This window comes from Pseudomonas sp. AC169 (assembly GCF_979258515.1).
In genome coordinates this window covers 5588641-5606902 of record NZ_OZ409866.1, presented here as the reverse complement: position 1 = coordinate 5606902, position 18262 = coordinate 5588641, and the positions used below count along the sequence as shown (strand labels likewise).

The window sequence follows — 18262 nt, the reverse complement described above, 5'->3', positions numbered from 1 at the left end:
TCAGAGGCTGGCATCGACCATGCCGTGACGCACCGCCAACAGTGTCAACTCGACGTCGCTGCTGATCGAAAGCTTCTCGAAAATACGGTAGCGGTAGGTGTTCACGGTTTTCGGCGACAGGCACAACTTGTCGGAAATGATCTGTACCTTCTGACAGCCGACAATCATCAAGGCGATCTGAATTTCCCGCTCGGACAAAGCGTCGAAGGGTGAATCATTGGACGGCTGAAAGGATTTGATCGCCAATTGCTGGGCAATCTGCGGACTGATATAGCGCTGGCCGGCAAACACCAGGCGAATCGCCTGAACCATTTCCGGCAAACCCGCACCCTTGGTCAGGTAACCCGCAGCACCTGCTTGCAGCAAGCGTGTAGGAAAAGGATCCTCCTCACACACCGTAACCGCGACCACTTTGATATCCGGATGACTGCGCAACAGTTTGCGCGTGGCTTCAAGGCCGCCGATGCCAGGCATCTTGACGTCCATCAGCACCACATCGGGCTTCAACTCTCGGGCCTTGATCAGGGACTCTTCCCCGGATTCGGCCTGGCCAATCACCTGCAAGCCATCGATATCGGCCAGCATACGTGTAATGCCTGTACGAACGAGATCATGGTCATCGACCACTAGCACCCTAATCAAGCAGACACCTCGCGATATGGTCATATTGGGATGCCGGACACCTTAGCAAAAAGTGCCACGCAGACCTAGCGGAAAGCGTCATTTAAAAAGTTTCAATTCATCATTGAAGGCTTGCCGGCCGTGGGTTTCAGCGCACATGTGTACTGATATCAAGCTGCATTCGCAGGAAACACTCGTCCGCACCCTGAACCTGTAGTCCTTTTCTCTCATACAAGTTTCTCGCCGGATTATTTTCAAATACGGTCAGCCGTAGAGCCGGGCGTCTTTCTTTGCGGACCATGTCGATAACCTGATCGATCGCCCAAGAACCAGTGCCCTGCCCCTGAAACGCTTCAGCAATCTGCAATTCGCGGATGTAGAGCGCACGCAGATCCCGGCTGAGACTGAGAAAACCCATCGCCTGCTCACCCCGCACTATCAACCAGTTCTGTCGTCCCGGCCACGCGATGTCAAACGCCTCGTCCTGCCATAGCAGGTCATGGTGAATGTAATAACGCAGCATGTTCTGACAGGTAAGCGCGCGGGCAAACGCCAGATCCTCTGGAGCCGCAAGACGTAACTGGAATGTCATCGGGCGTGCGTAACAGGAACAACCCGCCCCTGCCACGCACCGTCATTACGCTGGGCGACAACCAACAAGTCGCCCGTCCCTGTAGCTGCGGCGATCAATGAACCGTCTTCAGACCAGATGGCACTGCGCCCCGCAGATTGCCAACCGCCGGTCAGACCGCCGTGATTGGCCATCAGCACAACCATCGAGTGTTGCCGGGCGTAGCCCTGAAGTATTGCGGTATCGACTGCATAACCTTTCTCGCTGATCAATACACCGGCTGCGTAAAGGTCAGCGCCCTGATCGGCGGCCGCCGCGGCATGGCTGGCATGCGTGAAGTCCGCGCACACCGCCAACGCGACGACGTCCCCGCCGATATTCAGGGTCGGGCCACCGAAACCGGGCGCAAAAACAAGTTCCTCGCCCGTGTGCAAATGCTGCTTGCTGTAAACAACAAGAGATCCGTCAGCGCCCAGCACCAGAGCGCCTATCAGCGCCGACGCACTGCCTTCCACCCGGATGGGCATACCGACAACGGCAGTCACCCTGTGCTCTCGAGCCAAATCCCTCAGGGGTTGCAGCACTGCATCTTGTGGGTCAATCGCCAATGCCGCCGCGTCCTGCCCTTCATAGCCAGTCAGCGACAACTCGGGAAAAACCAGCAACTCAACGCCTTGTTCCGCTGCGGCCTCAATGAAGCGGCCATGTCGGGCAATGTTCCCGGGGAGATCCCCGGCAAGGGAGAAGCTTTGGGCAGCGGCAATGGTCAGTGTCGACATGGTTCATCCTTGGCAATCAAGCGAAACACTGAGTGTCACCACTCTTGCCCGAATCAGGCAATAGGCATTTTGTTGATAGCGCCATAGCAATTTCTGATTGCTGAGCCACATCGGCCTCTAGTAAGCTCGGCCCATTCATCGGAGACAGACCATGCTCAGCACCCTTTCACAGCTTCGTACCGCCAGCGCCCTGCGCTCGGTTGCGGCTGCCCGGGTGAATGACATTAGCGCTCCGGTCAGCTTTTATTTTGGGTATTGGTTTAGCCACTGGCGCGCCTGATACCCAAACGGCGCCCATAACAACGGGTCGCCTACCAGAGATTTCTCAACCCCCGGTCGGCCTCCCGACCGGGGGTTTTGTTTTTTCGGCCCCGAACTTTTTCAGCAACACACCAGACACTTTGAGGATTCGCGAAATGAACTACGCCACTTATTACCGTTACGACAGCTTTAGCGCCTGGCGATTTACCAGCCTCCGCTCGGGACAGCCTGCCGCCTCCGATCGGTCACCTACAGGTGGCAAGCGCACACACATAGCCAATACGGCCAACTGTCGAACACCCCAGTAGGGCCGAGCGCGCGGGACGAACCCGCCGCCAGCCCAGGAAGACCGAATATGAACTCGTCCGTTTCTGCTCTGCCACTGTCCACTCTGAACTCTGCCAACGAAGCACTGACTCTGCGTCTGCCCAGCTCGTTGCAGCTCAAACAGCAATTGCCCTTGAGCAATGTCTTGAGCCAGCAAGTCACCGCCCACCGCCAAGCGGTTCGCGCCATTCTCAATGGCCAAGACCCGCGACTGCTGGTCATCGTCGGGCCCTGCTCTATCCATGACCCACAATCGGCACTCGAGTACGCCGGCAAGCTCGCTCGGCTGGCTGAAGAAGTCAGCGGCGAAATGCTGTTGGTGATGCGCGCCTATGTCGAAAAACCGCGTACCACGGTCGGCTGGAAAGGTCTGGCCTACGACCCGCGTCTGGATGGCAGCGATGACATGGCTGGCGGCCTTGCTCTGTCGCGCGAGCTGATGCTGGAAATGATCCGCCTCGGCTTGCCGGTGGCCACAGAGCTGCTACAACCCATGGCTGCCGGGTACTTCGATGACCTGCTGAGCTGGGTGGCCATTGGCGCTCGTACCACTGAGTCGCAGATCCACCGGGAAATGGCCAGTGGCTTGAGCATGCCGGTAGGCTTCAAGAACGGCACCGACGGCGGCGCTGCCATTGCCGTTGACGCCATGCGTTCGGCCGCTCATCCGCACCGGCATTTCGGCGTCGACAGCCAAGGGCATCCGGCCGTCATTCAAACGCCAGGCAACCCCGACACCCACTTGGTTCTGCGTGGCGGCCATAAAGGACCGAACCATGATCGCGAGAGCGTGGCCAAAATCCATGCCGACCTGGATCGCCTGAAGATTCCGAGCCGGATCATGGTCGATTGCAGCCACGCCAACAGCGGCAAGGATCCCCTGCGTCAGCCCGGCGTCTTTAACGAAGTGCTTGAGCAACGCTTGCAAGGTGACCGTTCTCTGACCGGCATGATGATTGAGTCTCACCTGTTCGAAGGCTGCCAGCCGCTGAGCGAGTCATTGCGTTACGGGGTGTCGATTACCGATGGGTGCCTCGGTTTCAGCGCAACGGAACGCTTGCTGCTTGAAGCCGCGCAGCGCCTCGCCGCAGACGCCAGAGGCTGATTGCGAGACATGCCCTCCGGTTTTATCGCAAACCGGAGGGCTGAGCACATTTCCGTTACGCCTCCACTTGCACTGGCGTCACCGCCGATTCCTGACTGACATCGTCCAGACGTTCAACCGTGTAGGACACCCGCACGGTCGTGCCATGGTGCTCACGCCAGAACCTGTGCGGCACGATAAAGATCAGCGGTTTCCCTGCAGTCTCCCGAGTGATTTCGCGGTCATCCCGGTGATTGAAAAAATCCCCGTCGCACTTGAGATACACCAGCTCACCTTCCTGCGTCTGGGCATTACCGATCACTACGGTGACGCCATCTATCGAATCATCGTTCAACAGCACACCATCTTCAGCTTCAAGCACATCAGGAGCGTCCAGCTCACCATGAACGAATGGAGTGATGACAACTCTCGTGGTTTCGGATTCGCGAACAACTCCCCCGGTTTGTTCGACTCGGTAGCTCACCATCACCTCGCCACCGAGGTGCGGCGCAATGTGCGCTCCGTCAATCCAGAATGACAGGACGTCGGCGACAGCAAAATCTTCGACTTTCAGGGTGTCGCTGAACGTTGCAGGCAGTTCATTTGCGCCCCACATCAACTTGATCTGGTCTCCGGCAGCCATTCGGGCGTAAGGCTGGAGCACGATCAGCGTACCTTCCCTTACTCGCGCCGGATCCAGCGTCCCTCCGATCGCACCCTCGACAATCGGGGCAAGCAACTGCGGTCGTGTATCCCCTACAGATAACTGTATGCGTGCAGAAAACGCAGGTGCGGACGAACGAGCACTGAGCAGTTTCCAGTAGACCTCCAGCGAACCGCCATCCAGTGCCGCGACATGCATGCCTTTGATAACGAAAACGATATCCTTGCCGACCTGTTCTTCGCTGACATAGCGAACCATTTCATGCTGGTAAGCAAAGCCCTCTATATCCAGACCGTCCCAACTCAACAGCACCTGATCGCCACAGGTCATGTTTGCGTAAGGAGCGATACGGACAACGACCTTGCCCAGCGACGGATCAAGCACCGTCTCCTCCAGGGAATCGAGGACTGCCGCTGGCAGCAGTTCATTCGACTCACATGGACTGACGGGGTGACGCATCCGGTAGCAAAACTCGACTTCGTGCGTGTGCATTTAGAGGCTCCATTCCTTGGAAAAAACGCCGCTTTCATGGACGGCGTCGACAGCCAACATTGAACGTGATCCTGTGCATTTTCGATGTCAGCCTAATCCGCCGCAGGCACACAGCAAACGCCTCCGAATCGGTAGGCAATCTGCGCAAAACCGCCATCAACCCATCGAAAGATGGCGGCAACTTCCGATTCGGATCTCATAAGTATCTGAAAATTCGTACAGCCCCTAGTCCAGATTCAACGGCCAAGAGAAGCCTCTTCTTACTTCTTCAGCCGGATGAGTGTTTTAGAGTGGCCCTCGGATTCCCCGATGAACTTCTGTGAAAAAGGTAAGAACATGCAACGGAATGCTTCAACTCGCTATCCCATCCTGTTGGTACACGGCCTGTTCGGATTCGAGCGCATCGGTCATTTCGAGCTGTTCCATGACGTAAAGGACGCTCTGAAAACGGCCGGCAGCCGAGTGTTTGTTCCACACCTTTCTGCCACCCATAAAAACGAAGCAAGGGGTGAGCAACTGCTTGCACAGATTGATCGTGTTTTGCGAGGTACTGGTGCCGATAAAGTCAACCTCATCGGACACAGCCAGGGAGCATTGGCTGCTCGATACGCTGCGGCGCTCGCACCACACGCCGTAGCCTCGGTGACTTCTGTCAGTGGTCCGAATCACGGTTCGGAGCTGGCCGACTTTCTACGCAAGGCCCTGGTGCCTGGACGGCTGCCAGAGGCGGTCGCACAGAATGTGGCGACACTGTTTGGCAATTTTCTTTCGTTGCTCAGTGGCAGCGCGACGTTGCCACAGAATGCGCTGGCGGCACTCAATGCTCTGACAACTGAAGGCGTGGGCGACTTCAATGACAGATTTCCACAAGGGTTGCCCGAAACCTGGGGCGGGCACGGCGCGGAGCTGGTCAATGAAGTGCGCTATTACTCCTGGAGCGGCGTCCTGCCGGTCAACAGTCCGTCGACACTCGATCCGACTCAGAACATCTGTCATGCACTATCGCAATACTTCATGACCGAGACACAGCAGAATGATGGCTTTGTCGGCCGCTTCAGTTCCCACCTGGGGCAGGTGATCCGCTCCGACTATCCGCTGAATCATCTGAGCACCCTGCGTCGCACAGCCACTACGGAAACTGCTCTGCCTGACCCGATTGAACTGTACGTCAAGCATGCCGAACGTCTGCGCGCCGCGAATCTCTGACCAAAGCCACGGACAACCGAACGGAACTTTGCCGAGAATTCGCCCACTGAATCCGGTAGGCTCCACACTTTACTGAAATAGATTGGAGAGTTTCCCCATGGCTAAAGCCACTGCCCGCCACATCCTGGTTTCCAGCGAAGACAAGTGCAACGAACTCAAGGCCCAGATCGAAGGCGGCGCCGATTTCGCCGAAGTCGCCAAGGCTAACTCCACCTGCCCGTCCAGCCGCCAGGGCGGCGATCTGGGTTCGTTCGGTCCAGGCCAAATGGTCAAGGAATTCGACACCGTGGTCTTCAGCGCGCCAATCAATGTCGTGCAAGGTCCGGTGAAAACCCAGTTCGGTTATCACCTGCTGGAAGTGACCAGCCGTCAGGACTGATCCATCGCCTGATTGCTCGCCAACGGCCCGCCTTCTGGTGGGCCGTTGTGTTTCAGTTACATATACGGCTGGCGACTGGCGCGCCTCTCGCGTACAACTTGCGCATATCGATTTCCCGGTTCCAAGGCTGACAATGCGACTGGTTTTCCCCACATTGATGCTCACCGCCCTCGCCCTGCTGACGGGCGTCACTGGCGCGAACGCTGCACCGCAACACGCGTTGACCGTTTATGGCGAACCCGCCAAGTACCCTGCCGGTTTCAGTCATTTCGACTACACCAACCTGCAGGCTCCCAAAGGTGGGACCATGCGCCGCTCGGCCATCGAGATCGGCCACTTCGACCATATCCTTCCCTATATAGACAAAGGCATCGGCGTCACACAGATTGATGGCCTGCTTTACTCACCGCTGGCCCAGCGTTCTCTGGACGAGCCTTACACCGTTTACGGCCTGGTCGCACAAAAAATGGAGCGCTCGGACGACGGCTTGTCGCTGCGGTTCTTCATCAATCCCAAGGCACGCTTCGCCGACGGCAAAGCGATCACCGCTGAAGACGTTCGCTACACCTACGATTTATTGATGACCCAGGGCAGCCTGCGTTATCGCACCCAGTTTGCTGACGTCAAAGGCGTCGAAGTGGAAGCACCGCTGATCGTGCGTTTCGACTTCAAGAGCAATGAAAACCGCACCCTGCCACTGGACGTCGCGACCCTGCCGGTATTCCCCGAGCATTGGTGGAAGAGCCGCGATTTCGCCGGCGGCGGCGGTTATGAAGCGCCACTGGGCAGCGGCCCCTATCGAGTCGGTAAAGTCGATTCGGGGCGCAGCATCACGTTTGAACGCAACGCCGACTGGTGGGGCAAGGATTTGCCGGTCAGTCGCGGCCTGTACAATTTCGATCACTTCAGCATCGAGTACTTCGGTGATACCGACGTCGCCCGGCAAGTGCTGCGCGGCGGTGCCTATGACTACAACCGCGAGTTCTCGGCCACTGGCTACTCGATCGGCTATGACAGTCCCGCGCTGAGCGACGGGCGTCTGCAAAAAGCACACTTGGCCACCGAGGCGCCACAGTCGGCCCAGGGTTTTGTCTTCAACCTGCAAAAACCCGTGTTTGCGGATCGGCGTGTGCGCCAGGCCCTGGCGATGCTCTGGGATTTCGAGTGGAGCAATCGGCAAATGATGCGCGGTATGTATATCCGCCAGCAGAGCTACTTTTCCAACACGCAACTGGCGGCAAGCGACCTGCCCGATGCGCAGGAACTGAAAATCCTCGAACCGCTGCGCGGCCAGATTCCCGACGAGGTTTTCACCACGGTATTCGAAGCCCCGAAAACCGATGGCAGCGGCGTTATCCGTGACAAACAGTTGCAAGCCCTCGAACTGCTCGAACAGGCCGGCTGGAAACCGGATGGCGATCAGTTGGTGAATGCCCAGGGCGAGCCGCTGACCTTCACCTTTCTGGTCAGCCAGAACGGCATGGATCGATTGCTACTACCGTACAAGCGCACACTGAAACAGATCGGCATCGATCTGAACATTCGCCGTATCGACTCCTCGCAATACGTCAATCGCCTGATGAGCCGCGACTACGACATGATCGTCACCGGCTATCCGGTCAGCACTTCGCCGGGGGGCGAATTGCTCAATTATTTCGCCTCCGCATCGGCCAACGACCCGGGCGCGAACAACTACATGGTGTTGAAAAATCCGGCGGTGGATACGTTGATCAACGGTTTGATCCGTGCGTCCACGCAGTCTGACATGCTGCATTACGCCCATGCTCTGGACCGGGTGCTGCAATGGAATTACTACTGGATTCCCAACTACTATCCACCGGGCACATCGACCGTATGGTGGAACCGCTTCGGCATACCGTCGGTGCAAGCCAGCAATGACGAGGCCATCGAGAGCTGGTGGGAAATCAGCAGCACGCCGCTGACAAATCAACAGATGACGGCCGAGAAGATCGCCCGTGGCAGACCCGGAGGACCGCACTGATGTGGGGTTACATACTGCGGCGGCTGCTGCTGATCATCCCGACGCTGGTGATCATCCTGCTGGTCAATTTCGTGATCATTCAGGCCGCGCCTGGCGGTCCGGTGGAACAGGCCATCGCCCACCTGCAAGGCATCGGCGGCGCTAGTGTCGGAGGCGGCGCCAGCGAAACCATGAGCGGCACCTCCCGCGCCAGTCGCGGTCTCGATCCGCAACTGATCAAGGACATCGAGAAACAGTACGGTTTCGACAAACCGGCCCATGAACGCTTGTGGCTGATGTTGAAGAACTACGCGCAACTGGATTTCGGCAAAAGCTTCTTCCGTGGCGCGACAGTCACCGATCTGATCCTGGAAAAAATGCCGGTGACCATTTCCCTCGGGTTGTGGGCGACGCTGATCACCTATCTGGTGTCGATCCCGCTGGGGATCCGCAAGGCCGTGCATCATGGCAGTCATTTCGATATCTGGAGCAGCACGGCGATCATCATCGGTTACGCGATGCCGGCGTTCCTGTTTGCGATGTTCCTGATCGTGGTGTTTGCCGGCGGCACGTCGCTGAACTGGTTTCCGGTGCGGGGTCTGGTGTCGGACAACTTCGAATCACTATCGACCCTCGGCAAGATTGCCGATTACTTCTGGCACCTGGTGCTGCCGGTAACGGCGCTGGTGATCGGTGGGTTCGCCACGCTGACCATCCTGACGAAAAACTCGTTTCTCAATGAAATCACTCGCCAATACGTGGTGACCGCGCGCGCCAAAGGTCTGAGCGAACGTCGCGTGCTGTATGGCCATGTGTTTCGCAACGCCATGCTGCTGGTGGTTTCCGGCATCCCGCAGGCGTTCATCAGTGTGTTCTTCGCCGGCTCCTTGCTGATCGAAGTGATCTTCTCCCTCGATGGCCTTGGACGCATGAGCTACGAAGCCGCGGTTTCACGGGATTACCCGGTGGTGTTTGGTTCGCTGTTCATCTTTACCCTCTTTGGCCTGCTGATAAAACTGGTGGGCGATCTGTGTTACACGCTGGTCGACCCGCGTATCGACTTCGCCGCGAGGAACGCCTGATGTTCAAGCTCTCCCCTCTAGGGCGTCGGCGCTTCGAGCGCTTCAAGAAAAACCGTCGTGGCTGGTGGTCGCTATGGCTGTTCATCGGCCTGTTTGTGGTGACATTGGGTGGCGAGCTGATCGCCAACGACAAGCCTTGGGTCGTCAGCTATCAGGACCAATGGTACTTCCCGGTATTCAAGCGCCACACCGAGCAAGAGTTCGGCGGGCAACTGCCGTTCCAGGCCGATTATCGCAGCGACTATGTGCAGAACCTGATTCGCAAGGACGGTGGCTGGCTGCTGTTCCCGCCGATTCCGTTCAGTGATGACACGCCCAACTACGACCTCAACAAACCGGCGCCGAGCCCGCCGACGTCGGTCAACTGGCTAGGCACGGACGATCAATCAAGGGATGTGCTCGCACGGGTGATTTTCGGCGCGCGGGTGTCGATTCTGTTTGCCTTGATGCTGACCTTTGTCAGCGCGCTGATCGGCATCGCCGCCGGCGCATTGCAGGGCTACTACGGCGGTTGGGTCGATCTGCTCGGGCAACGCGTGCTGGAAGTCTGGTCGGGGCTGCCGGTGTTGTACCTGCTGATCATCCTCTCCGGTTTTGTCGAGCCGAATTTCTGGTGGCTGCTGGGGATCATGGCGCTGTTTTCATGGTTGGCACTGGTGGATGTGGTGCGCGCCGAGTTCTTGCGCGGGCGTAATCTGGAGTACGTCAAAGCCGCCCGTGCGCTGGGCCTGAGCGATCGCAAGGTGATCTTCCGGCACATTCTGCCCAACGCCATGAATGCGACACTCAGCTATTTACCATTCATTCTGACCGGGGCGATTTCCACCCTTACCGCGCTGGATTTTCTCGGATTCGGCATGCCCGCCGGCAGTGCCTCGCTGGGCGAATTGATTGGTCAAGGCAAACAGAACCTGCAAGCTCCGTGGCTCGGGTTGACGGCGTTTTTCACCCTGGCGCTGATCCTTTCTTTATTGGTGTTCATCGGCGAAGCGTTGCGTGACGCGTTCGACCCTCGATCCTGAAGCGTGGCCATGACTGACAACCTGATTGAAATCCGTAACCTCAACGTTGCCTTCCATGGCCAGACCGTGGTGCGCAACCTGTGCCTGGACATTCGTCCCGGTGAGTGTCTGGCCCTGGTTGGCGAATCGGGCTCGGGCAAATCGGTGACCGCCCACTCGATTCTGCAATTGCTGCCGGAAAGCGAAGCGCAAACCACTGGCAGCATTCGCTATCGCGGACAGGAACTGATCGGCGCCGATCCCAAGGTCTTGCGCGAATTGCGCGGCAACCGCATCGCCATGATCTTTCAAGAGCCGATGACCTCCCTGAATCCGCTGCACACCATTGAAAAACAGATCGGCGAAACCCTGCTGCTGCACCGTGGCCTCGGCGGTAAAGCGGCGCAGGCGCGGATCCTCGAACTGCTCGGACTGGTGGGCATCCAGAAACCCAAAGAGCGACTCAAGGCTTACCCGCATCAACTCTCCGGCGGCCAACGGCAACGGGTGATGATCGCCATGGCCCTGGCCTGCGAACCGGAACTGTTGATCGCCGACGAACCGACCACCGCGCTCGACGTGACCGTGCAGCGCAAGATCCTGCTGCTGCTCAAATCTCTGCAGCAACGTCTGGGCATGTCGCTGCTGCTGATCAGCCACGACCTCAACCTGGTGCGCAGCATCGCGCAACGGGTGTGCGTGATGAAGGCCGGGGAAATCGTCGAACAGGCGCCCTGCGAAATCCTGTTTACCGAACCGAAGCATCCTTACAGCTGCGTGCTGCTCAATGCCGAGCCCGAAGGCGAAGCCCTGCCCCGCGATGAGCGCGAGAACGTGCTGGAGGTCGATGACCTGAAGGTTGAGTTTGTCGTCGGTGGCGGATTGTTCCAGCGCAAGCAATACCTGCGGGCGGTGGATGGCATCAGCCTGAGTATTCAGCGTGGCAAGACGCTGGGCATCGTCGGTGAGTCGGGTTCGGGCAAGTCGACGCTGGGTCAGGCGATCCTGCGTTTGCTCGACTCCGAAGGCCGTATTCGCTTTCAGGGCGAAGCGCTCGACAGCCTCAATCAGAAACAGATGCGCCCGTGGCGTCGGCAAATGCAAGTGGTGTTTCAGGATCCATTCGGCAGTCTCAGCCCGCGCATGTCAGTTGGGCAGATCATCAGCGAAGGTCTGGAAGTGCACTGCGAGTCGAGCGCCGATGAGTGCGATGAGCAAGTGATCCGCGTGCTTAAAGAAGTCGGCCTCGACCCCGAGAGTCGCCATCGCTACCCACACGAATTCTCCGGAGGCCAGCGCCAACGCATTGCTATCGCCCGGGCCTTGGTGCTGAAACCGGCGCTGATTCTGCTCGACGAGCCGACTTCGGCGCTGGACCGCACGGTGCAAAAACAAGTGGTCGCCCTGCTCCGCCAGCTTCAGGAAAAACACGGTTTGACCTACCTGTTCATCAGCCATGATCTGGCGGTCGTACGAGCGCTGGCCCACGACATGATCGTGATCAAGGACGGCAAAGTGGTCGAGCGTGGTGCCAGCCATGACGTGTTTGATGCACCGCAGCATCCGTATACCAAAGAGCTGTTGGCGGCGGCGCATCCGGGGTAGGCATCATATGTGTTCGGCTTGAAACCGGGTCGCGGCTTTCGCGAGCAGGCTCGCTCCCACAAGGTTCACGCCGGACACAAAATTTGCGAACGACCAAATCTACTGTGGGAGCGAGCCTGCTCGCGAAGGGGCCGGCACAGGCCATACACAATCAGGATCAGCCTCCATGAACACCACCGAAAGCCTCAAGGACTACCAACGGGTTCGCACATTGGCGATCCGTTCGCTGTTCGAGATCATCGAGCAGTCCAGCGAGGGCACGGTGATTGTCGACCGCGATGCCAACATCGTCTGGATGAACGAGCGCTACGCCCGGCGTTTCGGTCTCGAGGAGGCTGCAAGTGCGATCGGCAAACCTTGTGAAAGCGTGATCCCTGGCAGTTTATTGCGGGAAGTCGTGCGTACCGGTCGCCCCATTCTTCTGGACATGCAGGACACCCCGAAAGAACCTTTGGTGGTAATGCGCCTGCCAATCCACGACGACGCCGGCACGGTGATCGGCGCGATCGGGTTTGCCCTGTTCGACGAGTTGCGCACGTTGTCGCCGATGCTCAAACGTTACTTGAGCATGCAGGAAGAACTGGCCTCGACCCGTTCTCTGCTGCGCGCCCGGCAGACCAAATACAACTTCGCCCATTTCATCGGCACCAGTGCCGCCAGCCTGGAAGTCAAACGCCGTGCCCGGCGCAGTGCCAGCGCCGAATCGCCGGTGCTGCTGCTTGGCGAAACCGGCACCGGCAAAGAGTTGCTGGCCCAGGCGATTCACAGTGCCTCGCCACGGGCACACAAAGCATTCGTCAGCATCAACAGCGCGGCAATTCCCGAGGCACTGCTGGAGGCTGAGTTTTTCGGCACGGCGCCCGGCGCGTTTACCGGCGCCGACCGCAAGGGCCGCACCGGCAAGTTGCAGATTGCCCAGGGCGGCACATTGTTTCTCGACGAGATTGGCGATATGCCGTTGCCCTTGCAAAGCAAACTGCTGCGCGTGTTGCAGGAGAAGGAATTCGAACCGGTCGGTTCCAACGAGGTGATTCAGAGCGACGTGCGCGTAATTGCTGCCACCTCGACCGATCTGCAAGCGGCGATCAAGCGCGGCGAATTCCGCGCCGATTTGTACTATCGCCTCAATGTGTTGCCGATCCAGGTGCCCCCGCTACGGGAACGTCTGGATGACTTGCCGGCCCTCAGCGAAGCGATTCTGGAAGAGCTGCGAAGTCAGCATGAGTTGCATCGTGATGCCTTGAAACTGCTCGGGCAACACGGGTGGCCGGGGAACATTCGCGAATTGCGTAATGTGCTCGAACGGGCGGCGCTGCTCAGTGATGATTTGATGCTGAGCGAGCAGGACATTCGTGCGGCGATTGGCACGCTGACGCCGGTTGAGCGTGCTCTGACGCCAATGGCTGAAGCGCTGACGACCGAGACTTACGCGCAGGCGCGGGAGCGATTTGATCGGCAACTGATTCAGGCAGCTCTTGCGCAATGTGAGGGTAAAGTGCCGGAAGCGGCGGCTCGACTGGGGCTTGGGCGGTCGACGTTGTACAAGAAGATGGTGGCGCTGGGAATCGCTTGAGTCTCCACACAGAGACATAGATCTCAACATAGAGATAGACACAAAGGAGTGCTTCCCACTCATCGCGAGCAGACTCACTCCTACAGTTTGACTGGTGCAAACCTCACCCTTGTAGGAGTGAGCCTGCTCGCGATGACGCGAAATCAATCAACACTATCTCAAAAAAGAGACAGATAACGCGTTTGCGACTCAAAAACCAAGATTAAATTCATATATTTCAACTACTTACATATCTGGCACAGATCTCGCTAAAGCCTCTCCCACACCCGTTTCACCCACAAAAATAACAATTCTGGAGAGACACACCATGAGTGTGATCATTGCCTTGGCAGCCCTGGCGCTGCTGATGCTGGCCGCCTACCGTGGCTACAGCGTTATCCTCTTCGCCCCGATTGCCGCCCTCGGCGCTGTCCTGCTCACCGACCCTTCCGCCGTAGCCCCCGCGTTCACCGGGGTGTTCATGGAGAAAATGGTCGGGTTCATCAAACTGTATTTCCCCGTTTTCCTGCTCGGCGCCGTGTTCGGCAAGTTGATCGAACTGTCGGGGTTCTCCCGTTCGATTGTCGCTGCGGCGATTCGCTTGCTCGGCACCAAACAGGCGATGCTGGTGATCGTGCTGGTCTGCGCCCTGCTCACCTACGGTGGCGTGTCGCTGTTCGTCGTGGTGTTTGCGGTGTATCCGTTTGCAGCGGAGATGTTCCGCCAGAGCAACATCCCAAAGCGGCTGATCCCGGCAACCATCGCCCTCGGCGCATTTTCGTTCACCATGGACGCCCTGCCCGGCACGCCGCAGATTCAGAACATCATCCCCAGCACCTTCTTCAACACCACCGCGTGGGCGGCGCCGTGGCTGGGAGTGATCGGCACGATTTTCGTGTTCTGCACCGGCATGCTGTTTCTGCAGCGTCAACGTAACAAGGCGCAACGCGCCGGTGAGGGCTACGGCACTGAATTGCGCAACGAGCCAGAAACCGCTGAAGATCTGAAGCTGCCAAACCCATGGATTGCCCTCTCGCCATTGCTGGCGGTGGGCATCATGAACCTGCTGTTCACCCAATGGATTCCGCAGTGGTACGGCAAGACCCACAGCCTCGCGCTACCGGGCATGGCTACGCCGGTGACCACCGAGATCGCCAAGCTGACGGCGATCTGGGCCGTGCAGGCGGCGTTGTTGGTGGGCATTCTGATGGTGTTGGCGTTCGGCTTTCAGGCGATTCGCAGCAAACTTGCCGAGGGCAGCAAAAGCGCGGTGAGCGGTGCATTGCTGGCGGCGATGAACACTGCGTCGGAATATGGTTTTGGTGCCGTGATCGCTTCGCTGCCGGGCTTCCTGGTCTTGGCTGACTGGCTGAAGCAGATTCCCAATCCGCTGGTCAACGAAGCCATCACCGTGACGTTACTCGCGGGCATTACCGGCTCGGCGTCGGGCGGCATGAGTATCGCGCTGGCGGCGATGTCCGAGCAGTTCATTGCCGCTGCCCATGCCGCGAACATTCCGCTGGAAGTGCTGCACCGCGTGGCCGCGATGGCCAGTGGCGGCATGGACACGCTGCCGCACAACGGCGCGGTCATCACCTTGCTCGCGGTGACCGGCCTGACCCACCGCGAAGCCTATAAAGACATTTTCTGTATTACGCTGATCAAGACCCTGGCGGTTTTCGTAGTGATCGGCACTTTCTACGCCACTGGCATTGTGTGAGGTATTCATGACGACTCTTTCCGGCAAGACCGCGCTGGTTACCGGTTCCACCAGCGGCATCGGCCTGGGCATCGCACTGAGCCTGGCCAAGGCAGGCGCGAATCTGATTCTCAACGGTTTTGGCGATGCGTCCAAAGTCATCGCCGAAGTCGCTCGGTTCGGCGGCAAGGTCGGCCATCATCCGGCGGACGTCAGTGACCCGGCGCAAATCGCAGACATGATTGCTTACGCCGAGCGCGAGTTCGGCGGTGTCGACATTCTGGTCAACAACGCCGGCATCCAGCACGTCGCCGCCGTGGAAGAGTTTCCCGTCGAGCGTTGGGATTCGATCATTGCCATCAACCTGTCTTCGGTGTTTCACAGCACCCGCCTGAGCCTGCCGGGAATGCGCGCCAAAGGTTGGGGGCGAATCATCAATATCGCCTCGGTGCACGGTCAGGTCGGTTCGACCGGCAAAGCGGCTTATGTGGCTGCCAAGCACGGCGTGATCGGTTTGACCAAAGTGGTCGGCCTGGAAACCGCGACCAGCAATGTCACCTGCAACGCGATCTGCCCGGGTTGGGTGCTGACGCCACTGGTGCAGAAGCAGATCGATGATCGCGCGGCCAAGGGTGTCGATCCGCAACAGGCACAGCATGACCTGCTGGCCGAGAAACAGCCGTCGCTGGAGTTCGTCACGCCGCAGCACCTGGGCGAACTGGTGCTATTCCTGTGCAGCGAGGCTGGCAGCCAGGTGCGTGGGGCGGCGTGGAATATTGATGGTGGATGGCTGGCGCAGTAATGCTGCGTCTCTGTAGGAGTGAGCCTGCTCGCGATAGCTTTGTAGCAGTTAACTTTTACGGTTCTGGCACACCGCTATCGCGAACAGGCTCACTCCTACAGGGGATAGGTGAACCGCCCAAGCTTTGTGCATGAATAAAACAAGAGGCAACCAATGTCCGACACCCTCTGGCAACCCGACGCCAACCGTATCGCCCAGTCGCGAATGGACACCTTCCGCCGTGCGGTCAATCAGCGCCATTCGCTGAAACTCGACGACTACCCGGCCCTGCATCAATGGAGCGTCGAGCAGCGCGCGGAGTTCTGGCAGGCGATCGTCGATTTCTTCGATATCCGCTTCCACACACAGCCGGATGCCGTGCTGCGTGAAGGCCCAAACATGCCCGACGCCGAGTGGTTTCCCGGCGCCACGCTGAACTTTGCCGAACACCTGCTGCGTCGTCGCGACGATGCCGTGGCCGTAATAAGCGTGGCGGAGAATGGCCAGCGCGAGCAGTTGACCTGGGCCGAGCTCGCCGAGCACGTCGCCGGTTTTCAGGCGAGCTTGCAGGCCACCGGGGTTGGCCTCGGCGATCGCGTCGCCGCGTGCATGCCCAATACCTGGCAGACGCTGGTCGCGATGCTGGCCACCGCCAGCCTCGGCGCGATCTGGTCGTGCTCCTCGCCGGATTTCGGTACCCACGGGGTGATCGACCGTTTCGGCCAGATCGAGCCCAAGGTACTGCTCACCTGTGCCAGTTATCGCTACGCCGGCAAGACCATCGACCAGACCGGCAAAATCAACGGAATACTTGAGCAACTGCCGACGCTGAGCCAGTTGATCATCGTCCCGTACGCCCAGCCGCAAGCCCCCGTCGAGGCTTACCGGACGCATGCCGAAGTGACCGTGTGGGATGACTTCTATCAAGCGGGCGGCGAACCGGACTTTGTCCCGGTGCCGTTCAATCATCCGCTATACGTGTTGTATTCCAGCGGTACCACCGGCGTGCCGAAATGCATCGTTCACAGCACCGGTGGCGTGCTGGTGCAACACGTCAAGGAACACGGCCTGCATTGCGATCTCGGCCCGGGTGATCGACTTTTCTACTACACCACCTGCGGCTGGATGATGTGGAACTGGCTGGTCTCGGCGCTCGCGGTCGGCAGCGCCGTGGTGCTGTACGACGGCTCACCGTTTCATCCGGACAACCAGCGTTTGCTCGACTTGATCGACGACGAACGCATCAGCGTGTTCGGCACCAGCCCCAAGTTTCTCGCCACCCTGGAAAGCAGCGGCGCCAAGCCCCGCGAATGTCATGATCTGGGCAGCCTGAAGACACTGCTGTGTACCGGCTCGGCGCTATCACCGCAAAGCTACGACTTCGTCTATCGCGATTTCAAAGCGGATGTGTGCCTGGCGTCGATGTCGGGCGGCACCGATATCGTTTCGTGCTTCGTCAACGCCAACCCGCTGTCCTCGGTACGGCGCGGCGAGATCATGGGCAAGAGCCTGGGCATGGCGGTGGAGGTCTGGAACGATGCCGGCCAGCCGGTAATTGGCGAAAAAGGCGAGCTGGTCTGCACCCGTCATTTCCCGGCCATGCCGATCGGTCTGTGGAATGACCCGGACGGAGCAAAACTGCGGCAATCGTATTTCAGCCTGTTTCCAGGTGTTTGGGCACAAGGCGATTACGCCGAGCAACGGCCCCACGGCGGGATACTGATCCACGGCCGCTCCGACGCCGTACTTAATCCGGGTGGCGTGCGCATCGGCACGGCGGAGATTTATCGCCAGGTCGAGAAAGTCGTCGACGTGCTGGACAGCGTCGCCATCGGCCAGCAGTGGCAGGATGACGTGCGGGTTGTGCTGTTCGTCAGGTTGCGCGAAGGGCTGGAGCTGGATGAAGCACTGGAGCAGCGCATCCGCCAGGTGATCCGCGCCAATACCACCCCAAGGCATGTACCGGCGAAGATCGTGGCAGTGAAGGACATTCCGCGCACCATCAGCGGCAAGATTGTCGAACTGGCGGTGCGCGAGGTGGTGCATGGACGGCCGGTGAAAAACACCGATGCGTTGGCCAATCCCGAAACGCTGGAGCAGTTTCGGGATCGGTGGGAGCTGCAAACCTGAATGTTATCAATCCCAGGCTATCGGTTTGCACCTGGTTTCGCCAGGTT

At 58.9% G+C, this 18262-nt stretch carries 15 protein-coding genes; 11 read left to right on the top strand and 4 right to left on the bottom strand.

Annotation, left to right across the window (positions count from 1 at the left end; genetic code table 11):
• The 3 genes from gacA to ACZZ0G_RS25020 all read right to left on the bottom strand — a co-directional run bounded on the left by gacA (position 1) and on the right by ACZZ0G_RS25020 (position 1971).
• A complete protein-coding gene (gacA, locus tag ACZZ0G_RS25030; RefSeq protein ID WP_463557934.1) occupies positions 1–642 on the bottom strand; it encodes a response regulator transcription factor GacA in 642 nt (213 codons plus the stop codon).
• Between the two features lie 127 nt (positions 643–769).
• Complete coding sequence (locus ACZZ0G_RS25025; RefSeq protein WP_463557933.1) at positions 770–1213, bottom strand: GNAT family N-acetyltransferase; 444 nt, start codon at positions 1211–1213, stop codon at positions 770–772.
• Complete coding sequence (locus ACZZ0G_RS25020) at positions 1210–1971, bottom strand: carbon-nitrogen hydrolase family protein (RefSeq protein WP_463557932.1); 762 nt, start codon at positions 1969–1971, stop codon at positions 1210–1212. Before ACZZ0G_RS25020 ends, ACZZ0G_RS25025 begins: the two co-directional genes overlap by 4 nt.
• A gap of 616 nt (positions 1972–2587) precedes the next feature.
• Between ACZZ0G_RS25020 and ACZZ0G_RS25015 the strand changes: the two genes are divergently transcribed.
• Positions 2588–3664 carry a 3-deoxy-7-phosphoheptulonate synthase gene (locus ACZZ0G_RS25015; protein ID WP_463557931.1) on the top strand — a complete coding sequence of 359 codons (1077 nt, stop codon included), beginning with the start codon at positions 2588–2590 and terminating at the stop codon, positions 3662–3664.
• A gap of 55 nt (positions 3665–3719) precedes the next feature.
• On the opposite strand, the gene ACZZ0G_RS25010 is transcribed toward ACZZ0G_RS25015, so the two are convergent.
• The gene (locus ACZZ0G_RS25010; RefSeq protein WP_463557930.1) at positions 3720–4799 is read right to left on the bottom strand and encodes a hypothetical protein; all 1080 of its coding nucleotides are present in this window, start codon (positions 4797–4799) and stop codon (positions 3720–3722) included.
• A gap of 336 nt (positions 4800–5135) precedes the next feature.
• On the opposite strand from ACZZ0G_RS25010, the gene ACZZ0G_RS25005 reads away from it, so the two are divergent.
• The 10 genes from ACZZ0G_RS25005 (at position 5136) to ACZZ0G_RS24960 (ending at position 18215) form a co-directional block, all read left to right on the top strand.
• Positions 5136–6005 carry a lipase family alpha/beta hydrolase gene (locus ACZZ0G_RS25005; RefSeq protein WP_463558894.1) on the top strand — a complete coding sequence of 290 codons (870 nt, stop codon included), beginning with the start codon at positions 5136–5138 and terminating at the stop codon, positions 6003–6005.
• Between the two features lie 97 nt (positions 6006–6102).
• Complete coding sequence (locus tag ACZZ0G_RS25000) at positions 6103–6384, top strand: peptidylprolyl isomerase (protein ID WP_007912303.1); 282 nt, start codon at positions 6103–6105, stop codon at positions 6382–6384.
• A 133-nt stretch (positions 6385–6517) separates the two neighbouring features.
• Complete coding sequence (locus tag ACZZ0G_RS24995; RefSeq protein ID WP_463557929.1) at positions 6518–8386, top strand: extracellular solute-binding protein; 1869 nt, start codon at positions 6518–6520, stop codon at positions 8384–8386.
• Positions 8386–9447, top strand: coding sequence for a microcin C ABC transporter permease YejB (locus ACZZ0G_RS24990; RefSeq protein WP_034154280.1), 1062 nt, complete (start codon positions 8386–8388; stop codon positions 9445–9447). Before ACZZ0G_RS24995 ends, ACZZ0G_RS24990 begins: the two co-directional genes overlap by 1 nt.
• Entirely contained in the window at positions 9447–10469 is a 1023-nt protein-coding gene (locus tag ACZZ0G_RS24985; protein WP_463557928.1) for an ABC transporter permease, read from the top strand. The genes ACZZ0G_RS24990 and ACZZ0G_RS24985 overlap by 1 nt, the downstream gene beginning before the upstream one ends.
• A 9-nt stretch (positions 10470–10478) precedes the next feature.
• A complete protein-coding gene (locus ACZZ0G_RS24980; RefSeq protein ID WP_463557927.1) occupies positions 10479–12053 on the top strand; it encodes an ABC transporter ATP-binding protein in 1575 nt (524 codons plus the stop codon).
• 166 nt (positions 12054–12219) lie between these two features.
• Entirely contained in the window at positions 12220–13626 is a 1407-nt protein-coding gene (locus tag ACZZ0G_RS24975; RefSeq protein WP_463557926.1) for a sigma-54 interaction domain-containing protein, read from the top strand.
• A gap of 307 nt (positions 13627–13933) precedes the next feature.
• Positions 13934–15325 carry a GntP family permease gene (locus tag ACZZ0G_RS24970; protein WP_463557925.1) on the top strand — a complete coding sequence of 464 codons (1392 nt, stop codon included), beginning with the start codon at positions 13934–13936 and terminating at the stop codon, positions 15323–15325.
• Positions 15326–15332: 7 nt separating this feature from the next.
• On the top strand, positions 15333–16106 hold the full coding sequence (hbdH, locus tag ACZZ0G_RS24965) for a 3-hydroxybutyrate dehydrogenase (RefSeq protein WP_463557924.1): 774 nt from the start codon (positions 15333–15335) through the stop codon (positions 16104–16106).
• A 153-nt stretch (positions 16107–16259) separates the two neighbouring features.
• Positions 16260–18215, top strand: a complete 1956-nt coding sequence (locus tag ACZZ0G_RS24960; RefSeq protein ID WP_463557923.1) for an acetoacetate--CoA ligase — start codon at positions 16260–16262, stop codon at positions 18213–18215.
• Positions 18216–18262: the final 47 nt, after the last annotated feature.